This window comes from Psychrobacter sp. TB55-MNA-CIBAN-0194, from assembly GCF_040309505.1.
Lineage (GTDB): Bacteria > Pseudomonadota > Gammaproteobacteria > Pseudomonadales > Moraxellaceae > Psychrobacter > Psychrobacter fozii.
The window spans coordinates 1-258 of the sequence record NZ_JBEOOW010000478.1; the positions used below are offsets into that span (position 1 = coordinate 1).

The 258-nt window shown below is 50.4% G+C and carries 1 protein-coding gene; it reads right to left on the reverse strand.

Going from position 1 to position 258, the window contains the following annotated elements; all coding sequences use genetic code 11:
* Positions 1-258 (reverse strand): DODA-type extradiol aromatic ring-opening family dioxygenase (locus AAEY75_RS15970; protein ID WP_352260144.1); only part of this gene is annotated, 258 nt, incomplete at both ends.

The window sequence follows — 258 nt, forward strand, 5'->3', positions numbered from 1 at the left end:
TCCCTGAACCGATAATCAAAATTTGCTCATCACGCAGCCGTGCCAGTTGCGCGCCCAATTGATAGCAGGCGATACTGTCATAATACTGTGGCAAGGATACTTGTACGATAGGAATATCAGCCTGTGGATACAGGTGTAAAAGTGGCGCCCATACCCCATGGTCACTGACACGTAAAGGATTGACCCTACAAACAATACCACGGGCACTCAGTTGCTGCGCCAAGGTCTCAGCAAGTGCTGGATGACCAGCAGCAGGAT